This window comes from Ruegeria sp. F12, from assembly GCF_056533885.1.
The window spans coordinates 108,176-124,599 of sequence record NZ_JBQFOV010000013.1; the positions used below are offsets into that span (position 1 = coordinate 108,176).

Sequence of the window (16,424 nt, forward strand, 5' to 3'; positions counted from 1 at the left end):
TGGGCCCATTCAGTTTGATGATGAGCCCAAGCCCGTCACAAACTCGTATGATGCCTCGACCAGATCGAAGACTACTTCCAATTCGTCCGTGTTCACCGGTGTGAAGATCATGACAAAACCGCCCCAACCTGGTCTTTGATCTGCCCAGGGATGGCTGACGGCCCATCCTTTTTCTGCTGCCACCTTCGCGAGCGCCGGTGACAGGGACGCATGAAGGCTGCCGTCGGGATGTATGTGGGCAAACTCGCGACCGCCGACGATGACTTCCGGTCGGGCCAGCTTTGTATCTTCCGCGATCCAAAAGCCCAACGCTCCTGGCAAGGACACGACCGTTTGCCTGATCTCAACACCGGGCAGTTCCGACACCTTTCCTAGGAGGGCTTCGGATAACTCGGGGACTGGCTCTACGCCAATCTGAACATGCGGGACGCCGTCCGTTGTCCGCGGAATTGGTGTCTCTCGCAGTGGCAGGTTTGTGACATCGGCCAGTGCGTGGGAAGCCCCGAAGGCGCAAACAATGGAAGCTTTGCAAAGCAGGCCGTTTACGTCCATTTCATAATCTCCATTTAACAAGCTCTATCCATGATAGGCTTGGCTGACCGCGAAACTGTCTTCGAACCAATGCCACAAGACGACTTGCCCGTCGCGAACCTTGGCGCGAAGCGCGAAGGAAAATTCGCCGATGTCCTTGCCGGACTTTGTCGTCTTCCCGTTCATCTTACCAAAGACTGCAACAGTATCGCCGGACGCAAAAGCATCGGTGTTTTCCCACATCGTAGTTTCAAAGTTGGACGAGAACACGCTGAGAAACTCAAAAATCGCCTCTTTTCCCTCGGCGCCGCCTACCCAAGGCAATTTAGTGTCACCTTCATTGTGCCATACCATGTCATCGGCCATAAGGTTGGCCATGCTCTCCATGTCGCCGCTACCCATAGCGCCCATGATTGCCATCACGGTATCAAAACTTGACTGCGTGTCCGTATCACCATCAGCGGCAGTCACCTGATTGCCCAGGGTGGTTGCCAAAGCAGAGAGCCCCAGAACCTTCAAAGCAATTCTACGTTCCATGTCCATTTTCCCTTCAAGACGTCCTGTCCAATTGCTCAGAACCGGAGCTCAATTGATTGTCAGACTATCGACCCGCGAGTTGTTGCAGCGCACCCGCCCAGTCTTCCACGTGGTAAGAGCGAATGATCTTGCCGTCGTTCAATTCGTGGATATCGATTGTCATGATGTCGAAGCTCCGGCCCTCACCGTCGACACCAAACATTGGTCCAACAGGCGTACCGGTGGCGCGGCTGCGGACGGTCACGAAATCCCCGGCCTGATGCATGGCTTGCACAGACCATTCAAGATCCGGAATCAGTTTCCCGAAACCTCCGATTTGGCCTAGAAAGGCTTCGCTGGACTTGCTGGACCCCGAATAGTCGCCGATGCTTTCCCAATTTTCAGAGACTGACGCCTCAAAGGCTGCCACGTGATCTTGTGACGTTGGATTGCTCAGCAAATCATAGAATTTTTGCACGGTCGCGGTGTCGTCCGCCATTGCTCCACCTGCAACTGATACGAATGCGGCCGAAAGCGCTAGGTTTTTGATCGTCATGTGATGCTCCAATTTAAGGATGAGGGGTGAATTCACTCGTGGTGTCGGGCTGCGTTCCCGCGGTGTGGATCCATTCCAATTCCGGGTTTTCACGGAATGCGAAACGTTCGAGATGATTGGTGACTACTTGAACCACCCGATCTAGGTTCGCCTGAGATGTTGCACTGACCACCACGTGCAGACCCGAAGCATCTTGGTTGAGGTCACATCGACCAAATGGGAATTTCACCCAGCCGGTATCCTCGTCGCAACATGCTTCAACTTTACGACCGAAATGGTGACACAAGGCCGCCATATACCGTCCGCCCCGTTGAGTAAAAAATGTCGCGTGCAGTTGCATCGGTTTGCTCCGTCTGACTTGCACACAAAATATTTTCGCCGCACTGTTATGAAAATTGTCTAAATTCCGATAGGATAGTTCTGTTTGGCCGAACAATGATTGAGCATCTTAGACATATGGCTATTTTCGCCCGCGTCGTGGATGAGGGCTCGTTTCGCGCGGCAGCAAAAAGTATTGGCCTGGCGCCGTCACGCATCAGCGAAACGGTAACGGAACTTGAGAACTTTCTGGGCGCTACGTTACTCTATCGCACAACACGCAAGATCGCGCTGACCAATGAAGGCCGAGTGTTCTATGCCCGTGTGGTCGACATGATCCGAAGCGCTGAAACCGGTTTGAATGAGTTGAACGCGCTGTCGCTTGAACCTGTTGGTGCGCTTCGGGTCTCTGTACCGGCCTTCATGTCGTCGTCAGAACTTTTGACCACAATGGGTGAGTTTGCAAGACAGCACCCGCATGTGGCATTGTCTCTTTCATTTACCGATCATCCTGTAGATTTGATCGATGACGGGTTTGACTTGAATATTCGAGTGGGCTGGCTCGAAGACAGCTCGATGATGTCTCGAAAACTGGGTGAAATTGACCGTTGTCTAGTCTCTGGCGCTGATTACGCGGCTTCTCGACCAGAACCAAAGCACCCCGGTGATTTAGAGAACTGGGATTGGATCAGTTATGCTCAGCGGTCTGACACCATTGAGTTCATCGCTCAAAACGGAAGGATCGCGAAAGTAGCAGGTAACGCTCAGGTTCAAGTCGACAATGTCGATGCGTTGCACCATCTGACGCAACAGAACCTTGGTGTTACTGTGTTGCCTCAATATCTGGCCGAACGCGGCCTGAGATCAGGGAACTTTGTAAGACTTCTGCCCGACTGGCAACTCCGCCCGCTTGGGATTTATGCAGTATGGCCAGATCAGTCGCGGCGCGAGAACCTGACTGTGCACTTTGTACGTTTTCTGGCGGAGAACCATCAGAATTGAGTTTTGTATTTGGCCGGTAAATCCACGATAGAAGTGCAGCCAGTACTTCTGGTAGACTGTGTCAATTGGAACTGACAGCCCAAACCAGACATTCAGAGTCGGACTTTGCAAAGTCCGGCGGACGGAATAGGCGGACTTTCTTGCCTATTTGAAGATCATGCAAACTTCATTCAACTTGAGAACCGGTGTGGTAGCTTGGTCGAGTGAGTTCATGAGATCAGATCAGTCCAATTGGAGAACGACCATGCGTCATATCGAGTTATTTCGGATATTACCAAAAGCGACCATAGCCTTTGTGGCTTCAGTATCGATGGCCTGGGGATGCACTGGCATCATGTTGACAGGGCAGGATGGAAGCATCGTTCGCGCAAGGACCGCCGAATGGGGGCCGTTCGATCTTGAGACAAAGATCAACATTATTCCGCGAGGTTTCACTTATACCGCAGGCGAAATGCCAGATGGGCAAGACGGAGCAAACTGGACCGGCCGATTTGGAATGGTCGGTATCAGCATGTTGGATCATGGGGCTCCCGCAGATGGGATCAACGAAGCTGGGTTGACCGCCGGGTTGTTTTATCTGCCCGGCTTCACCGAGTATCAGGAGTACGACCCTGACCTTTCCGGCAACACGATTCCCGGCGATTTGCTCGCCAGCTATGTCCTTTCCCAATTTGAGACAGTTGAAGAGGCTGCCACAGGGTTGGCGAATGTCCGTGTCGTCGGGGTCGTGGATGAGACCTTAGGATTTCCATTCCCGTTTCATATGTTGGTTGCTGACCGGTTCGGCGGAAGGATCGTCGTCGAGTACATTGATGGTGACCTGACGGTTTTCGATGCCCCGCTTGGCGTGATCACCAATTCGCCAAACTACGATTGGCACATGACGAACCTAAACAACTATGTAAACCTGTCGGCTCTTGGGCTTCCCGAAGTTGAGGCAAGCGGCGTTACTTTCGCGCCCCTGGGCGCTGGGAGCGGTATGATAGGACTGCCAGGCGACTTCACACCCCCATCCCGGTTTGTCCGCGCAGTCGCCTTTTCCCAGACAGCGCGGGAGACGCAAGGTGGCTATGACACCGTACGCGAGGCATTCCGAATACTGGACAACTTCAACATTCCTGCCGATGCCGCTGAGGGCGCTCAAGACGATGTGCAGTCGGATGACCTACTTTACAGCGCAACACAGATCACAACCGCTGCGGACTCCCTGAACCTCGTTTACTACTATCACACGATGTACGACCGAACGGTGCACATGGTTGATATGAAGCAGATTGACTTCGGAGCTATGGGAGGCGAGATGATCGTCTTTGAAACCAGCGGTGATCGCGAACCAACGTTAATCGATGTGACCCCAACGAATTGACGTTTTACCACGTGGGCCGTGGCGGCATCACCGCTAGCTGCGGCCCAATAAAACTTCGGAATGGAGGGTTTACCGCTCCAGCGAGTTACCGGCGCTAGGCTCGAAGCCGCGTTCACCACTGTTCGCACTAGTGACTGGAGGCAGCCCGAAGCGGACCTACAAAATCCGACTTTGCAATTCTCGTGTTGCGGACAAGTTAGGCCGCGTACCGCCAAGGTCTCAGCGTCGCTAGCCACTGAACTCTGACAGTGGCTCCGCAACTACAATTGCTTAACACAAACTTTGCGCCAAAGACTGTTGCCAAGCTCTGTTTCAGTTCACTTTGCCTGACAACGTTTGTGTCGGCAGTTGTCCAAAGAGTGCTCTGTAGTCTCGCGCGAACTGACCCATGTGCCAAAATCCGTAAGCGTTTGCGATGTCCGATATACTCTCCTCTGGCGAGCAGGACACCAGTTCATGGCGCACAGCACCGAGACGGGCTCTTAGATAAAACTGCTTGGGGCTCACCCCATATGTTTCCTGAAACGCGCGACGAAGAGTGCATGCAGATACCTGAATATCTGCACATACTTCACCGATTGAAACGTTATCCATCAAATGGGCCCGCATGAACTCAACGGCTTGTTGTGCTAAACGGGTTCTATTTTTACTGTTTCGCCGATCACTCCATTCTTCGCCTACCACCAGCATTTCCAGAAGCTCAAAGATCATATCACTCTCTTCACTATCAGAGCTTGGTCCGGCCGCTGATCCAATTAGAAAGCGCGCTTTGTTTTTGACTAAGGAATGAAGCTTTCCAGCGTCGCTAACGAAAGATCTTAAAGCGTCATTTCGCACGGTGCTGATATCAAGACCGCAATCGTCGGCGATCCGTTGAGCCCTTCGGATGTTGATGCCAAAGGTCAGGCCTGTGAGCGTTGAATTGCTCACGCCTTCAAAAGGGTCTCCGCTACCAAAATTCATCAGAGCGGTGTCTGAGGGTGAGCCGTTAAGCCAAGTCCGTACACTCCCTTTGTCTGGTAAGCCAAACGCTAGAATGTCAGGGCGAGAAACACCAGTTTGGTACACAGCCTTATCAAACGACAAATCAATCATTTGAAGGTCAAGACCTGCCCAAACGGATACCGAAGAGTTCATAGTTCCCTCCTCAATTTGGCGTAGCTCAACATCCCATTGGGACAGCTCGCGGAATTGCGAAGGGTCCTGCAAAAAAAGTGTGTTTGGGGCGCAAGTTTTTTTGGGGGCTGATCGTTTTTTGATGTCGTCCATTCCGCCCCGCAGGTAGTTTTCATGAAATGTTATTCGAATATGTAGGCTTGGACAATTGCAAGACAAAGCAGACAAATCGAGAGGGAAGAGGTTCGGACGCCCATCGTTGCCTGACGATACTGCGCGCACCGAACGCGTCGTAACGCTGCTAACCAAAAGCGAAAAAGAGTTGTTGCGCTCACAGGCTGAAGACAGCGAACTCTCCCTTTCAACCTTTTGCCATCATCTGATCCTTGAAGGTCTGAAAACAAGTAAATCATGAAACAGGGGTATCTCATGAAATCAAAACTGTTCCTCTCAGCGCTGGTCTTTACCGGCTCCGCTATCACGGCGGCAGCTCAGGACAGCAATATCGTGCATGATGCGGAATACTATGTCCTGAAGCAGCAAAACGAAGCCGTTTGGGTCGAGAACGACGCACAGGTTGACCAACTGCTGGCCGATTTTCGTGAGAAAAACGGAGGGAACCCTCCAAACATCTTCTACATCCTTATTGACGATATGGGTTTTGGCGACATGGGTATGCCCGAGATGAACGCGATACGCGGGTATTCGACGCCCAATATCAACGCGCTCGCAGAGGAAAGCATGCGGTTTGCGCGCATGTATACCGAGCCGTCCTGCACACCGTCGCGGGTCGCCTTCATGACGGGTCGCCAGCCGTATCGCAATGGGATGGGCGATACCGCCGTCGATATTTCAGGTTTTGGCCTTGCCGATGAAGAAGTCACAATTGCCGAAGTTCTGAAATCCGTAGGCTACAACACCTCGCATGTTGGCAAATGGCACATGGGCGACATTCAGGAATCCTGGCCTACTTATCAGGGCTTTGACTACGCCGCGTTCCCCATCCATCAGCAGGGCCAGTTGGCCATCTTCAACGAAGATGCAGCCAAGGAAGAAATCACCATGGCCATAGGGGAAGACAACTACAACTCCAAATACACGCTGGATGATTGGTTTCGCCCTGATCCGGGACACATGATTACCGGCGTCGAAGCTGTTATTGGCGGGGAAGTCCGCGAAGTCCATATGGAACCGGGTGAGAAATGGACCCAGGACAAATATAATGAAATGAACATCCGCTATCAGGCACAGGCGATGGAACAGTTGCGCCTGCTAGCAGAACGGGATGAACCGTTCTTCCTGCAATACTGGCCGCTTGTCCCTCTGTCGACAACGCGCACGACGAGAGAGGCGTTCACGACACCCAACGGCGGTACATTCGTTGAAAGCATGGAAGAGCTGGATGAATGGATCGGGGTCATTCTGAACGAAGTCGATGCGCTGGGGCTTAGGGACAATACCCTGATCGTTTTGATGGGCGACAACGGTCACTTCACCAAATATGCCCCCGGCAGTGGGTTTTCGCCGCTGGTCTTCCGGGGCGGCAAGGCCGATACGTCTGAAGGAGGCGTTCGGGTGGATGCGTTCGCCCGCCTGCCCGGCTTGATCGAGGGAGACTCGATTGTATCTGACATTATTCATATCTCTGATTTGTTCACGTCAATTGCGCGTATCGGCGGAGCGATGGATGCCATCCCCCGCGACCGGATCATTGACGGTGTCGATCAGACGTCCCTGATGTTTATTGGCGATACGCATGGGCGCAGGGATCATGTACTGATCTACTCGATCAATTCGCTGAAAGAGGTGGTAAAGGAACACATCAAACTCAAAGTTCCGGCCAAAGGTGAAAATGCTATCGTGGCCAAGTTCTACAACCTGTTCCGCGACCCCCGCGAAGAACAGAGCGTATCGACCGAGATCGGAGCATGGGCTGGACATGAGTTTAACCGCATTATTGCCCGCCACCTGAAATTTAAGGAAATGTACCCCGATCAACCGGCCGCGACTGGACGTCCCTATGAAGGTATCGTGAACCTTCGTCCTGAAACCGTCGCAGCGGTGGATGCCTTTGTCGCCAAGCGGGACATTCAGCCCGACTAAAGGGTGAAGCTGATAAGAGTAATGCAAGCCCCGCATCAGATAATGATATACTTGATGTGGGGCTTGGCATCCACAACAAAAATTCTGGAAACAATATGAAAATCCAAGCGCTTGTCCTTGCATTGGCGACTGGCATTGTTGCGGCCCCAGCAATCGCCGATGAAAACGCTTCAAACCCTTTGGCCGCAGTTAATAACACGGACATCCGGTATCAGTATTTTGATTTGGGCAACGGTGCTGACAAGCAGGACGCCTTTATAGATGGCGCATACATGCTGCGGCCTGATCTGAAACTGAAATATGAGTTGCACTACAACTCAACGGATGTGACTGGAACTCGGTTCACTGACTTCGAGAAATTGAGCCTCAAAGCGATCTATTTCCCTTCTCAGAGACCGCTCAACGAAACGTGGGCCATCAAGTCGGCCATTGGTCTGGAGTGGATTCTGGACTTTGGCGACCAGGAAAAAGGGATCGGAACCGGGTCCGATCAAATTGCGCCTTTTGGCGGGTTCGCCTTTGCAAACACAAAATCAGGGCTGACGCTGATCCCACTGCTCCAGCATTTTGCTTCATACAATGGCCCGACGGACATAAACCAAACCGCGATGCGGTTGATTGCGCTACAACCGTTTGGCGATGGGTACTGGGCCAAGGCTGACATCAAAGCACCATATGACTGGGAGAACGATGCTTGGCCAGCGACCGCTGAGTTCCAGATTGGCAAGAACCTCAGTCCTGGCATCGCAATTTATGCTGATTTCCTAATCGGTATAGGTTCCGACCGCCCCTACGATAAAGGTGCCGGCTTGGGTTTGCGTTTCAACTACTAGTCCACCCACACCCAACCTCGGCGAAGATCATCTATGTCACAGTCCAGAACTCTGTTCAGCCATTTGTATTCTGCGCCTATCTTGACCCTTCCTGGAACTGCCTTGAGCCAATCCCTGCCCGCGCCGGGTTGGTAGGAAATAAATTGGCGTCACTCGCGCCGCATCATTCTATCTGGTCGCTCCGCTCTGAACTCGGGGAAGATCAATAGTCTCTAGGCGATCCGCTGAGATGGATTTGAACCTCGAAACTGAATCCGTTGTTCGCGCTTCTAATCCCCAACCAGCGATGCTTAGGCCCAGAGTTCTGAGAAAAGAGACTTCTATTACGATCTGTACCCAAGACTTTGCAAAGTCCGCTGTCTGCGCATCGCTGACCTTTGAATTCGAAGAAGCATTTTGAACTTTGTGTTCACGATTTCAGCTAAAGGAATGTTCACGAATGTCCGATTTTCGGACTTACGGGTGGTTGGCTGACTAGAACGCAACCGCTCTATAATCGCGACTTATGTTAAATCCCAATCAGTCTCTGGATCGGGGGCAAAATCCACAATCCAAATAGCTCTGAGCGTCCGTATCAGACTGCCGTCGCTTTCATTTTTGTGCCGCGAGTGAAGCCAAATAGACCACACCGCCACGGCCGGTTTCATCGAGGAAGCTGAGCAGGTTTCACGCGACCACGAACCCGCAATTGGACAGCGCATTTCAGTGGTGTTCTTTTCGGATGGTGCAGGCAAGCACTAGGCGGCCTTAGACAGCAGCGAAGCCAGATCACTCAGCTTTACCAAGTGTCCTCGCGTCGTCTTACCTTCCATTTGCGCCCCATGGGTCTCAATTCCTTTGCTCTCAAAATCCGACAGGAGCTTTCGGGACGTTGTTCCTCTTGACCTAGCCAGTGTCGCAACGGGCATGTACTCGCTTTGAAAGATCACAAGCTGCTGCGGCTTGACCAAGAAAGACTCGCTTGGGCCATGCGGAACGGTGCGAGATCCGAGTAGGCCCAGCTTGCACCAGTGAGTTACAGCCTGGGCCTTCCAACCCGTCAACTTTGCGACATCATTTGCGGTCCAGTCTTTTGATAACCGCTGCGTCCCAAGTTCGCGGTCGATGTCGGAAACTGAAAAATGAAACTCCCCAAGTCGCATGTTTTCTTCCGCAACAACAGGTTTGATAACGCCTGTGGAGATTTTCTGAAGAACATCCATTAAAGCAGCTCGATCAGTTGTGCGCCTCAGGTTGAGCTGATTGAACGGAATAGTTTCTCCCGCTTGAACTTGAGTGCAGTTTCGAATGTTTGTTGTGAGCTCTTTTAGGCTTTCACTATCAATGCAACCATCAACCAGTGGAGGACGGTGTTCAGCAGCAACCTCGTGGATCAATTCTGCCCCGCGGAGCAGGTCAAATTGCTTTCTAGTGACACCAAGATAGGCTCTGGCCTGTAATCCATCCCAATACCGCCTCCTATCCAGATAAATGTTCGAAATTTCGAAGCGTGGAATCATCGTATGCTGGTGCCCATACCCGCTACGGGCTTGCTTTCCGGCAATTTGACCTGACTGAACTTCAGCCACCAAGCGCTGTGCAGAAATTCCCAGTTCCTTGGCCGCTTGTTTAGCCGAGACCCATTCCCGAGCTTGCAACGGCGTTAGCTTTCCCAGGTAGGCTCCCTTGAACTCGGTCGAAGCAGCACGCGACACTGCATCTCTGAAAGGTTGGTACGCATCATCGTCGAACTTCATCAGTCTTTGATACCAGCTCCCGAGCATTGACGGCACAGAATTGGATTCCGAATTTCCGGCCAGTATCAATCCTCGGACATGTTCTTCGAACCCATGTGGCCAATGTTCGAATACAGTCGCCAACGGCTTAACTAGTTCCAATGAATCTGCGACGCTTTTTGGTGTTTGTGTTTTCCCAGACTTGCCCGTGCGGTTTTGAGTGAAACCACTCGCTAGGAAGTTAATAAAAGCGCCAATGTCTTTTGGGGCCTGACGCCCTCCTGCAAGGTCAAGAAACCGCTCGCCAACCGTTGAATCTCCCGCAATCAAGGCGGAGATGATCACTTCGTGGTCCTTTGCTGCCACCCGCGGGAAATCGGAGTAGCTAAAACCACAACTGCATTTATCAAAGCCGCCGGACGTCGGACGCAGTGTGGCCTTGCAGACAGGACAAACATCTTGAAGTCGTATTTTGTGATGGTGACAGGCAGTCACCAAGTAGTGACGCCAAGTTTGTTGAAAAGGTAGGCCATCGGCAAGACATGAAGGGCAAATCGGATCGCTATGATGCCGCTCGAAGCGCCAGTTCAGGCTGGGTGACTCAGGGTTGGCAGAAGGGGAAATAGCAACCAACAAACCATTTTCTAAGCCCATCTCCTGCTCTAATTGCTCGATGTTCTCGACTAGAATTCGCCCATACTTCCGCTGGAACCGTGTCAAAAATTCAGAGACATCTCTGTATCCATTTACGTGGGCTAGGCGGCGCAAATATCCGATAAGGCTTTCGCCTTTCATTAGTGGTACTGAAAACAAACCCGGCACCTCATACACCTCGCATAATCGCAAGCTCATGCGACGTCATAGGCTCTACTTCGAGACCAGCATCTGCCATGACTCTGATGTATGACCTGATCAGCTCAGTATCCGATGGTGGTTCTTCTTGAAAAAACGACTGATACGGATCACGCTCTAAACCTGAATCCGTCGCTGCCCTGGCAATCGTTTTGGTGCTGTATGGTAAATTTTGGCCACCTAACGCCAGGGGCGCGCGCAGCACTTCCAACGCCACCGGCACACGCCCGCCGGAAACTCCGTACAATCGCCGCACCATATCATCTTGGTCAAACTCCAAAAGGATGCCGGACTTCTCAAGGCAATCGAAGGTAGCAAAGATTGCATCGCAGAACGCGATTCGATCAGCTTCAACGGTCCACCAATAGGGGTTCATTCGAATGGTGTTCAAACAGCGCCCAGCAAACTGCTCGTTGCTGTCCATAACCGCTTCGAACATTGGCAACCCAGCTAAAATCAGAGTGACTGAGGTTTCATCAACAATAGTCTTGAAGTGATCAGCGGCTTGTCGACGCGAGTGCCTAGTCAGAGTTTCGGCGCAATGGTTCACTTCGTCGATAATGATTGTCTGGATGCCGTGTTCAACTACGAGCCGAAAAAGACGTTCTCGAATTTGGGCAGGTCGCTCTCGTTCTACAAAATCGAAGCCCATGCTTCGCAAGCAAGAACCGTAATAATCCCGCTCGGAAGGCCGTGGCGGAAGTCGACCCAGAATGACATCTGAAGATACCAGAATAGCACTTGGGCCGTTGCGGTCATTTTCAACTTGTGCCTTCAAGTCCTTTGTCAGTTCTGTCTTTCCACATCTCGTCGGCCCCAAAATTGGTATGATCCGTCCACCCTCGGTTGCAGCAATTTTCAAAAGACGTTTTATCTCCGAGACAGCCCATTCGTGGCGGCTATGTCGGATGAATGCACCTTGCAGAGCTCTACTAGTTGTTTGGTCCAGCATCTTTTCTTTCGACCCTTGGCAAGTTCTTTGATCTCGTAACTGCGAGCTTATTGTGACCAACCTCTGACCGTATTTGGTCAATTAGTTGTGGTTCTTTCAAACTTCTGTTCTGCATATCAGCGGCCCGCAACTTGTCGATTTCCGCAGAGCGGTTCCTTTGCAGTTTAGTTTTTTTGCCCTGCTTATACGTCCCGCGCGCTTGGATATCTTTGTGGATCTCCAAAGCCGTTTTGATTGGTCCGTTGTGTTTCGCCTTGGGCGACCGGCATTCTCTTAGCTCACGATAAGAAAGTGCTGCCAAGTCTTTTGCTTTGTTGGACGCGCGCACCAACTCGCCTGTATGCGGATCCACGACCAAAATTTCCCTAGCATCAAGTGGAGCATAGCGTATTTCAACACGCTGGCGCGGGCCTAGTCGTCGGTACAGCCTTGCCAATTCTTCAGAGTTGTATTGCATACTCTCGAATTCGATACCGTAGTGCCACAGAGTTCGAGATTCGGATTGGATCATCAGCGCTGCGTGATGCTCGTCCAAAGACGGGGGTTCTGGCACTATGTGTTCATCTGCCAATCTGTCCCAAGCGGCGCTAGGTGTTTCACCCCGTTTAAAGATGTCTTGGACTTTTCTCCTCGGAGTTCTTCCATATTCGTCGTAGCGCCAGCGTTGCATTATTGAATTGAACACTCTTAGTGTCAGACGGGCTTCATCCATTGCTTTTTTGGTTCGATCCCGGTCGGGATATGCCTTTGACTTAGTCGCACCCGGAAGCTGGCTGACTTTGCTTCGAACTGCCCCGAACAAGTTTTCGATAAACGGCTTTTCCTGGGGTTTTCGAGGTTGCGCCCAATGGCCATGGACACCAGCAACTTCGATAAAAGCATCGATGGGTTCGCCCACGTTCTCTGAACCCTGATCCATTACAACCACTTTCGGCAGTGCGGCGATTTTTTTCCTGTTTACAATTTCGTGCTGTTCGAAAAAGTCTTCCTCTGGGTAGCTAATCATCTCCTTTAGAGCTTTGGCCACATATTCTGATGATGGATCTGGTAGGAAGACCTGAAATGCGACAATCCAACTAGTAGCACAGTCAATCGCTGCACAAATCCACGGCCGACCTATTACCTCCCCGCTATCGTCAACCAGCATTATGTCAGCTTTTGTGCAGTCCAATTCTATTTGATCGTAAGGTGCTGTTATATCATAGTATTTTTGGGCAATTCGCATGTGTTGGCGCGCCTCGTTGCTGCCCAGTTGCCACTTTAGAACGTCAAAATGAGGGATTGTGTGCACAATCGCTTCGACTGCCTTGCGTCCGCAGCACCCAGGTTTTATGCCATTCTCATGGCAAACCAACTGGTATTGACTATAAGCGTCGCTAGACAGACTTGTTAGATTTTGTCTGTCCGACGACGTATATTGCATTTCCAATAGATCGAGCACTATCTCGTGGAAAACGCTGTCAAACCTTGGCATACGATTTCCTGAATTGCTGTGCTTGGGCAAAAGCGCGTCCGGCCCGCCGCGCCGATACAATTTGACCCAATTCTGAACAGTCGATTGCCTCGGAAAACGGTTACCCTTGATTTTGAAGGTGGGTTCTTCGGCGAACTCGCGTTGAAGTATCGGTATGCGTTTTGCCCAATGAACGCCTTCCTCCCCAAGCTTTAGTGCATTTTCCACAATGCGTAGTCTTAGCTGAGCTTCACGTGCATCTTTAGCGGTTACATTGCGAGGACGTTTGTCGAAGCCTTCTTCCTTCACTAGCCCATCGTGCACATGGTCCCGATATTCTTGTCCAGATATCTCAAAAGGATCAACTTGGGAGTTCGATATCTGATATGCATCCCGCCCAGCTATCGCTCCATCGACAGCATAGGTTTCTCCCCTATATTTGATGGTTCTCTGATGCCGCCTTTTGACAATCTGCTTCAAAATTCGATTACCTCCAGATGTCTTCGGTCGCGGTTCGCAGTATTCAGGTTCGTGGATGGCCCAAGAGCTTCACATGAAAAATCGAACACCAGGTAGCCATCAAGAATAAGGCGAAGAATCTTCGCTTGGGGGATACCAATATTCTCTCTTAGTTCTTTGAACGTCACACGTTGCTGTTTGAGACACACTATTTTGCTTGCAAGTTGAGGGGCGGTCTCTTCGGCTTGTCCTTGCAGTAGCAGCCAAGCATTTCGATCAATCGGCCCCTGCAATAAGGACTCAGTTACAATGACAAGCGAGATTCCGACTTCGGCAAGAAGTGAAGGATAGTCCAGGTACTCAGGTTTCTTATCTATGTGAGCGCTGTGCTTGGCATCCAAGTAGAACAAACGGCCGTCGACAAGTTTGACTTCTAGGTCTGGTGTATAAAGCTTAGGCCTGTACCGACGCCCTTCATAAGCCTCTAGCGCCGCTTCTTTGTTTGCAAATGCTCTTCCGGTTCCCATGTCGATTGTGCAAGGCTGTGGCTTAAGCGAGACCACACGAGGGTCGACCTGCATGCAACGAACCAGCGATGCCTCCATTTGGCTCTCAAGCTGAATGACGCCTGGGAACTTGGCGCCAGACATTTTGCCAGCGCGTTTTTTCATTCCGCGCTTGTGAACGCGTCGGGCCGTCGGGGGTGCGTGTCGATCTATCCTCATACGGGCTCTATACATGCATCCATTCGCATTGGCAATGGGCTCGATGCGAATAAAACAATTGCGACTGATGATGACTGAAGACGAATTTCAAGATTTGGCCAAAACTGAAAACTGGATTGCCCTCGGAGCGTGGCTGAATCGCGTTGTCCAAGACAGCCAAGCCTATGGGTACGCGTTTCCGGACGATGCACTCCAAAGCGTTGCCGCGATCAGAGGCACAAAGCCTGCAAGCCTTCGCAATCCGATGTCCGCGGCGAAATGGTTAGAACAAAACCGACCCGATCTTTTTGAATCAAAGCCCGACTGGCTGGCCATGATGCAAGTTATTTTGCTTTCAAGGATAGATCGGTATGACCCCAAGAAATCCAAAGAGATAGCTGATGCCGTTCTATCAGGGGAGTTGTCTCAAGCGGATACAAAATCTATTCTTGATGAAGCTCGATTGGCGGAGAAGCCCGCGGTCGTGATTGCCAGAGGTGGTTTTGGCGGCCAGCGAAGAGCCCGAGACTTCGAAGTAAGCGCAAAAATGCTTTTCAAACAGAACACTAACGACATCTTCAATGTGGAAAATTTGACTGTTCGAGAAGGCAGAACGTTCGAGCCTCTTGCCACAGACTTAATCGTTTACGAAGGCTCGGAGCCTTTTGCAGCGATTGAGATCAAAGGCCCAAGGAATAGAATTGATCCTGGCTACTTGATTGACCAATTGGCAAGAGCAGCACTTCTTTTGAGAAAGGTTCCTCAAGTACTATACGTTGTTCCTGAGCAATCTGAGTACAAACTGAGTGAACTTGTGGCGATACGTGACAAACTCGAAATCGAAGGAATTAAATTTGGGACATTGCCGGAGAAAAGTCGGCTCAAACCAAAAGATCTAAAGGTTCTGGGATGATGTACTCTCTGAATGTTGGGTGTTAAGCCGTGCGCGAAGGTCTGCAATGCGCAGAAAGCAGACTTTGCAAAGTCCGGTTGACCACATTGTCCACCAAAGGCGACAGTTCTGCTTCGCGACTGGGCTATACATAGCCCTCAAAGCGTATTGTTTGCGGGACTTCAGTTGCACCGTTTTCATGAGCGAGTAGGGCGCGTGCTGACGAAAAGGTAGCAAGCGCAAAAAGAACAAGAAGGGCCTTTATCATCGTAGCGCCTCGGATCCGGGTTTTGAACTTGGGCCGGGGTTCACAAATGATCGCCCCGGCCAGCGTCAGGGCAAACGAGGTAGTTCTTGCCCTGAAACATCGTACTTTCGCCTAATTTAGAAGATCACCGACGATGCCGACGGCATCGACCACGGTAGACAGGTCATTCGTAACTTCGAGGACTTCGTCATCGACCAGAATGTAGCGGTTTCCTTTGCCCGGCTCCCCAAGCTTCCATTTGGAAAGGTCCCCAATATCCTCGAACTCCAGGTCAGATGGGAGCTTGGCACCGCGCGTGTAGCGCTTGATCTGTCCAGGTGGTACAGCTTTTGGGCCTTTGCCGGGTTTGTCTTCTATCTGAATGCTGACATCACCGTTCTTGCCCCCCTTGTTCGGCTTTTTACCCTTGTTGTCTTTGGCATGGGCATCGCTGCCTCCAAGGATGAAAAACACAACTGCTAAGGCTGCAAGAATTCCGTATGCAATCTTCATAGATTGTTCCTTTGCTTCCCAACTTCATTCGACCGGCGTTGAAAATTCCGGCACGCGCTTGATCTCTCTTAGTTGCCATTTGGCACACCCCTTAGTGACTGCCTTCACCCCGCATTAGAAAACGATCCGGGTTCTTAGACCGAACAGGGTAATCCGGTCCTGATCGGGATTTAGAAGCGGGTCGGAAATGAATTGTACCGATGGCGTGATCTGCAGTCCGGGTGAAATCGAGAAACGGTAGAAAGCTTCGAGCGTGAACTGGTCACCGTCTATGCCTCTTGCCTCGGCCCAGTTCA

17 protein-coding genes are annotated in these 16,424 nt (G+C 51.3%); 6 read left to right on the top strand and 11 right to left on the bottom strand.

Annotated elements, in window-relative coordinates; all coding sequences use genetic code 11:
• Positions 1–9 precede the first annotated feature (9 nt).
• The 4 genes from ACR0CA_RS16610 to ACR0CA_RS16625 form a co-directional block, all read right to left on the bottom strand.
• Complete coding sequence (locus tag ACR0CA_RS16610; protein WP_171188035.1) at positions 10–552, bottom strand: luciferase domain-containing protein; 543 nt, start codon at positions 550–552, stop codon at positions 10–12.
• A gap of 24 nt (positions 553–576) precedes the next feature.
• On the bottom strand, positions 577–1,068 hold the full coding sequence (locus ACR0CA_RS16615; RefSeq protein ID WP_254448236.1) for a nuclear transport factor 2 family protein: 492 nt from the start codon (positions 1,066–1,068) through the stop codon (positions 577–579).
• 64 nt (positions 1,069–1,132) lie between these two features.
• Positions 1,133–1,603, bottom strand: coding sequence for an ester cyclase (locus ACR0CA_RS16620; RefSeq protein WP_171188037.1), 471 nt, complete (start codon positions 1,601–1,603; stop codon positions 1,133–1,135).
• A gap of 13 nt (positions 1,604–1,616) precedes the next feature.
• A complete protein-coding gene (locus ACR0CA_RS16625) occupies positions 1,617–1,943 on the bottom strand; it encodes a DUF2218 domain-containing protein (protein ID WP_171188039.1) in 327 nt (108 codons plus the stop codon).
• A 95-nt stretch (positions 1,944–2,038) separates the two neighbouring features.
• Here ACR0CA_RS16625 and ACR0CA_RS16630 point away from each other — a divergent pair, with 95 nt between their 5' ends.
• Together ACR0CA_RS16630 and ACR0CA_RS16635 are read left to right on the top strand one after the other, a co-directional pair.
• Entirely contained in the window at positions 2,039–2,923 is an 885-nt protein-coding gene (locus tag ACR0CA_RS16630; RefSeq protein WP_480900335.1) for a LysR family transcriptional regulator, read from the top strand.
• 244 nt (positions 2,924–3,167) lie between these two features.
• A complete protein-coding gene (locus ACR0CA_RS16635) occupies positions 3,168–4,289 on the top strand; it encodes a linear amide C-N hydrolase (protein WP_170334764.1) in 1,122 nt (373 codons plus the stop codon).
• 312 nt (positions 4,290–4,601) lie between these two features.
• Here ACR0CA_RS16635 and ACR0CA_RS16640 read toward each other — a convergent pair whose 3' ends face one another.
• A complete protein-coding gene (locus ACR0CA_RS16640; RefSeq protein WP_170624377.1) occupies positions 4,602–5,558 on the bottom strand; it encodes a helix-turn-helix domain-containing protein in 957 nt (318 codons plus the stop codon).
• A gap of 106 nt (positions 5,559–5,664) precedes the next feature.
• Between ACR0CA_RS16640 and ACR0CA_RS16645 the strand changes: the two genes are divergently transcribed.
• Genes ACR0CA_RS16645 through ACR0CA_RS16655 form a run of 3 tightly spaced genes read left to right on the top strand, consistent with a single transcriptional unit; the run spans position 5,665 to position 8,341 of the window.
• Complete coding sequence (locus tag ACR0CA_RS16645) at positions 5,665–5,820, top strand: hypothetical protein (protein WP_170380012.1); 156 nt, start codon at positions 5,665–5,667, stop codon at positions 5,818–5,820.
• A gap of 14 nt (positions 5,821–5,834) precedes the next feature.
• Positions 5,835–7,508 carry a sulfatase-like hydrolase/transferase gene (locus ACR0CA_RS16650; protein ID WP_171188043.1) on the top strand — a complete coding sequence of 558 codons (1,674 nt, stop codon included), beginning with the start codon at positions 5,835–5,837 and terminating at the stop codon, positions 7,506–7,508.
• A gap of 56 nt (positions 7,509–7,564) precedes the next feature.
• On the top strand, positions 7,565–8,341 hold the full coding sequence (locus tag ACR0CA_RS16655; RefSeq protein WP_480900338.1) for a hypothetical protein: 777 nt from the start codon (positions 7,565–7,567) through the stop codon (positions 8,339–8,341).
• A gap of 737 nt (positions 8,342–9,078) precedes the next feature.
• Here ACR0CA_RS16655 and ACR0CA_RS16660 read toward each other — a convergent pair.
• From ACR0CA_RS16660 to ACR0CA_RS16675, 4 genes are read right to left on the bottom strand one after another with little or no spacing between them, the layout of a single operon-like run.
• Entirely contained in the window at positions 9,079–10,908 is a 1,830-nt protein-coding gene (locus ACR0CA_RS16660) for a TniQ family protein (protein ID WP_171188047.1), read from the bottom strand.
• A complete protein-coding gene (locus tag ACR0CA_RS16665; protein WP_480762092.1) occupies positions 10,880–11,860 on the bottom strand; it encodes a TniB family NTP-binding protein in 981 nt (326 codons plus the stop codon). The genes ACR0CA_RS16660 and ACR0CA_RS16665 overlap by 29 nt, the downstream gene beginning before the upstream one ends.
• Positions 11,841–13,793: a transposase family protein gene (locus ACR0CA_RS16670; RefSeq protein ID WP_480900341.1), complete on the bottom strand. Its 1,953-nt coding sequence runs from the start codon at positions 13,791–13,793 to the stop codon at positions 11,841–11,843. Before ACR0CA_RS16670 ends, ACR0CA_RS16665 begins: the two co-directional genes overlap by 20 nt.
• Positions 13,790–14,443 (bottom strand): hypothetical protein, encoded by a 654-nt coding sequence (locus ACR0CA_RS16675; RefSeq protein ID WP_170334744.1) that lies wholly within the window; start codon positions 14,441–14,443, stop codon positions 13,790–13,792. The genes ACR0CA_RS16670 and ACR0CA_RS16675 overlap by 4 nt, the downstream gene beginning before the upstream one ends.
• Positions 14,444–14,510: 67 nt before the next feature.
• On the opposite strand from ACR0CA_RS16675, the gene ACR0CA_RS16680 reads away from it, so the two are divergent.
• Positions 14,511–15,389, top strand: coding sequence for a hypothetical protein (locus ACR0CA_RS16680; RefSeq protein WP_171188053.1), 879 nt, complete (start codon positions 14,511–14,513; stop codon positions 15,387–15,389).
• Between the two features lie 358 nt (positions 15,390–15,747).
• Here the strand turns inward: ACR0CA_RS16680 and ACR0CA_RS16685 are convergent, their stop codons facing one another.
• Positions 15,748–16,128, bottom strand: coding sequence for a hypothetical protein (locus ACR0CA_RS16685; RefSeq protein ID WP_170337130.1), 381 nt, complete (start codon positions 16,126–16,128; stop codon positions 15,748–15,750).
• A 114-nt stretch (positions 16,129–16,242) separates the two neighbouring features.
• Positions 16,243–16,424: carbohydrate porin (locus tag ACR0CA_RS16690; RefSeq protein ID WP_480900343.1), on the bottom strand; the 182-nt coding region annotated here is incomplete at its 5' end.